This is a genomic window from Cognatundibacterium luofuense, assembly GCF_018139685.1.
In the GTDB taxonomy this organism is placed as follows: Bacteria; Pseudomonadota; Gammaproteobacteria; order Burkholderiales; family Burkholderiaceae_D; genus Undibacterium; species Undibacterium luofuense.
The window spans coordinates 1-350 of record NZ_JAGSPN010000346.1; the positions used below are offsets into that span (position 1 = coordinate 1).

Annotated in this window: 1 pseudogene; it reads right to left on the reverse strand. The window is 58.6% G+C overall.

Annotated features, from left to right (window positions below):
• Positions 1-94: 94 nt before the first annotated feature.
• Positions 95-350: pseudogene (locus tag KDM89_RS20720) on the reverse strand ((Fe-S)-binding protein); the annotation flags it as partial.

Below are 350 nucleotides of genomic sequence, written 5' to 3' on the forward strand. Positions count from 1 at the left end.
TGGATGCGGGCATCCAGTTGCGCCACCGGTGCCGAAGGCGCACTCTGTAATGCGGCAGTTCGCAAACGCTGCAAAATCAGCTCGCGTGCGGCGCTCATACGGGCTCTCCTGCGGGTTGGGCGGACGGCAAATCGGTTTGCGCTGCATCGGCTGCATTGGTACGGCGCCATAAAAAACTCGCCATATGTTCGATACGGACTGGCTGCTGCTGGTATTCAGCGGCATGACGCAGATTCAAGAGGCAGCCACAATCGGCGGTGACCACACCCTGACAGGAAGTAGCGCGCAAGGCGGCCAGTTTATCCATCACCATCGCGCCGGAAATGGCCGGATGTTTGAGTGAAAATGTA